Origin of the sequence: Caulobacter sp. (assembly GCF_035254145.1) — a bacterium.
Lineage (GTDB): Bacteria > Pseudomonadota > Alphaproteobacteria > Caulobacterales > Caulobacteraceae > Caulobacter.
The window spans coordinates 1-3728 of record NZ_DATFAV010000281.1; the positions used below are offsets into that span (position 1 = coordinate 1).

General features: G+C 72.0%; 2 protein-coding genes. One reads left to right on the forward strand and one right to left on the reverse strand.

All coding sequences use genetic code 11. The features are described from left to right. Positions 1 to 43: 43 nt before the first annotated feature. Complete coding sequence (locus VJ655_RS17115; protein WP_324113171.1) at positions 44 to 928, reverse strand: M56 family metallopeptidase; 885 nt, start codon at positions 926 to 928, stop codon at positions 44 to 46. A gap of 106 nt (positions 929 to 1034) precedes the next feature. Here VJ655_RS17115 and VJ655_RS17120 point away from each other — a divergent pair. Further along, positions 1035 to 3728: bifunctional [glutamine synthetase] adenylyltransferase/[glutamine synthetase]-adenylyl-L-tyrosine phosphorylase (locus VJ655_RS17120; RefSeq protein WP_324113173.1), on the forward strand; the 2694-nt coding region annotated here is incomplete at its 3' end.

Genomic DNA, 3728 nt, shown 5'->3' on the forward strand with positions numbered 1-3728 from the left:
TTCGCCGACACCTCCCCCGCTAGGGGGAGGATTTTCAACAAGCTTACCGCCCCCGCACCCAGACGATCGCGCCGTTGTCGTCCATCTGGGCGGTGAAGCCCGCGTGCAGGTCGCCGGCGTCCGGCCCGCGTGGCGCTATGGTCCAGACCAGGACCATCGCCGCGATCGCCAGGAAGGTCATGGTCAGGAAGCCGGCGACGTCCCGCGTCAGGCTGGGCTCACGCCGGTTCAGCAGCGATACGCGCAGGATCAGCGGATGGGTCGCCCAGCCGCAGGCCAGGGGCGAGGTCGAGACGCTCATCTGCGCCTTCATCAGGGCCTTGGCGTAGTCGGCGCGGATGCCGCCGCGCAGGGCCACGACCGTGGCGTCGCAGGCCAGCTCCTGGTCGATGCGCACGAGGCGCGCGGCCAGGGCGATCATCGGATTGCACCAGCCCAGCACGCCGGCCCCCGCGATGACCAGGTTGGCGATTGGGTCGCCGCGATTGATGTGGGTGCGCTCGTGCAGCTGGATCATCTCGCGCTCGCGGGCGTCGAAGCGCTCGGCGAAGTCGGCGGGCAGCACGATGCGAGGCCACAGGGCGCCCATCACCGCGGGGCCGGCCAGGCCCTGCTCGACCCGTCGGCGGAACAGGTGCTCGCGCAGGACCAGGATCGTCGTGGCGATCGCGCAGCCGGCCAGCCATAGCAGGATCAACTTCGGCGCCCAGGCCCCCAGGGGGCGGGCCGGGGAGCCGATGTCCATGGTCTCGGCCAGGCTGGGCAGGAAGGCGGCGGCCGCGGCGGCCGGCACGACGGCCCACAGTCCATAGGCGCGGCGCGGCCCGAACAGCCGGCGGGCCGACGGACGCAGGATGACGACCAGGAGCACGGCGGCGGCGGCGGCCACCTGGGCGCGGATCAGGGCTAGGGCGAAGAGCTCGATCATCCTCGGACGGTTCCTGCCGTTTCCTCGACGCCGATGGTTACAACTGTAAATTCCCGCGTCAAGCGCGAGTCTTGTTCCAGGTCGCCAGGCGGGCCACGGTGCGCGCATGACTCGTCCCGCTGCTTCTTCGCTTCTCGGCCGCCTGGCCCCGTGCGGCCCCATTCTCGACGCCAAGGCCGCCGAGCGGGCGCATGAGGCCATCGCCAAGCGGACGGGCGAGGCCATGGCGGACGTCGAGGCCGCCTGGAGCGCTCTAGCTCCGGTCTTCGCCGCCTCGCCATATCTGACCAGCCTGGCCCGTCGCGACGGTCAACGCCTGCCGCTGATCCTGGCCGCTGATCCCGCCACGCGCCTGGCCGAGATCCTGGCCGCCGCCGAGGCCGTGGCCGCCGAGCCCGACTTCGAGACCGCCCGCCGCGTGCTGCGTGAGCTGAAGGCCGACCTGCATCTGCTGACCGCGCTCTGCGACCTGGGCGGTGTCTGGGGCCTGGACGAGGTGACCGGCGCCCTGACCCGCTTCGCCGACGCCACGCTGCACGCGGCCCTGTCCCAGGCCGTGCGCCAGGAGGTCGACCGGGGCGCCCTGAGCCATATGGGGGAGGGCGCGGACGGGCCCGCGCCCGGCCTCTTCTGCGTGGCCATGGGCAAGCACGGCGCGTTCGAGCTGAACTATTCCAGCGACATCGACTTCTCGATCTTCTACGCGCCCGAGCGCCTGCCGGTGACCGGGGGGCACGAGCCGCAGGCCGTGGCGGTGCGCATCGCCAACCACCTGGGCCGGGTGCTGCAGGAGCGGACCGCCGACGGCTATGTCTTCCGCATCGACCTGCGCCTGCGTCCCGATCCCTCGTCGACGCCGCCGGCCATGCCGGTCGACGCGGCCATGGACTACTACGAGAGCGTCGGCCAGAACTGGGAGCGCGCCGCCCATATCAAGGCCCGCATCGCCGCTGGCGACCTCAAGGAGGGCCAGGCCTTCCTGGAGGGGCTGCAGCCGTTCATCTGGCGGCGGAACCTGGACTTCGCGGCCATCGCCGACATCCACTCGATCAAGCGCCAGATCCACACCTACAAGGTCGACGACCGCCTGACCGCCAAGGGGGCGGACCTGAAGCTGGGGCGCGGCGGCATTCGCGAGATCGAGTTCTTCGTCCAGACCCAGCAGCTGATCCTGGGCGGCCGCCAGCCTGACCTGCGCAGTCCCCGCACCCTCGACGCCCTGGCCGCCCTGGCCGAAGCCGGCCACGTCACGCCGGAGGACGCCGCCTGGCTGACGCAAGCCTACAAGGACCTGCGCGCTCTGGAGCACCGCGCCCAGATGATCGCCGACGACCAGACCCACAAGCTGCCGGAGTCGGACGCCGAGCGGAAACGGGTCGCGGCCCTGTGGGGGCAGGACAACCTGCGCAGCTTCGATGCGTCGGTCGGCAAGATCCTGAAGGGCGTGAACCTGCGCTACGGCCGCCTGTTCGCCGGCGAGGAGGAGCTGTCCTCACGCTTTGGCAGCCTGGTCTTCACCGGCGTCGAGGATGATCCCGAGACCCTGGCGACCCTCAAGCGGATGGGCTTCTCCAACCCCGAGCGCGTGGCCGCCACCATCCGGGGCTGGCACCATGGCCACATCGCCGCGACCCGCACCGAGCGGGGGCGCGAGCTGTTCACCCGTCTGGCGCCCCGCCTGCTGGACGCGGCCAACGCCACGGGCGCGCCTGACCAGGCCTTCAACCGCTTCGCCGACTTCTTCGCGCGCCTGTCCTCGGGCGTGCAGATCCAGTCGCTGTTCCTGGCGCAGCCACGCCTGTTCGAGCTGATCGTCGAGGTGATGGCCTTCGCCCCGCGCCTGGCGACGACCATGGCCAAGCGACCGACGGCCTTGGACGCCCTGCTGGACCCCAGCTTCTTCGGCCCGATCGAGACGCCCGCCGTCGCCCCCTGGGATCCGGAGGACTTCGAGGGGGCGATGGACGCCGCCCGGCGCCTCTTCCGCGACCAGAGCTTCCGGATCGGCGTGCGGGTGATGAGCGGCACGGCCGACGCCCGCGACATCGGCCGGGCCTTCGCCGAGCTCGCCGACCTGATCATCGGCGGCCTCGCGCCCGCGGCCCTGGCCGAGGTCGAGCGGCTGGGCGGCGCCTTCCCCGGCCAGGTGGCCGTCGTGGCCCTGGGCAAGGCCGGCTCGCGCGAGATGACCGCCAAGTCCGACCTCGACCTGATGACGCTCTACGCCGCCGACGAGCCCGCGGCGATGTCGTCGATCAAGGAATGGGGTGCGGAGACCTTCTACGCCCGCTTCACCCAGCGGATGATCTCGGCCCTGTCGGCCCCGACCAGCGAGGGGACGCTGTACGAGGTCGATCTGAAGTTGCGGCCGTCGGGCGCCAAGGGGCCGGTGGCCGTCAGCTTCGCCGCCTTCGAGGACTATTACGAGCGCGAGGCCGAGACCTGGGAGCTGTTGGCCCTGACCCGCGCCCGGGTGGTCTGGGCCAGCTCGCCCGACTTCAAGGCCCGCGCCGAGGCGGCGATCGAGGCGGCCCTGCGCCGGCCGCGCGAGCGCAGGCAGACGGCGATCGACGTCGTCGAGATGCGCGAGTTGATGGAGCGCGAGCGGCCCGGCAAGGGCGACTGGGACCTGAAGCTGGAGCCCGGCGGCCTGGTCGATATCGAGTTCGCCGCCCAGTTCCTGCTGTTGGCCCACGCGGCCCAGGGCGGCCCCCTGGCCCAGAACACCGGCGAGGCCCTGGCCGCCCTGCGCGCCGCGGGCCTGGCCGACGACGGGGCCCTGGGCCGGCTGGAGGCGGCC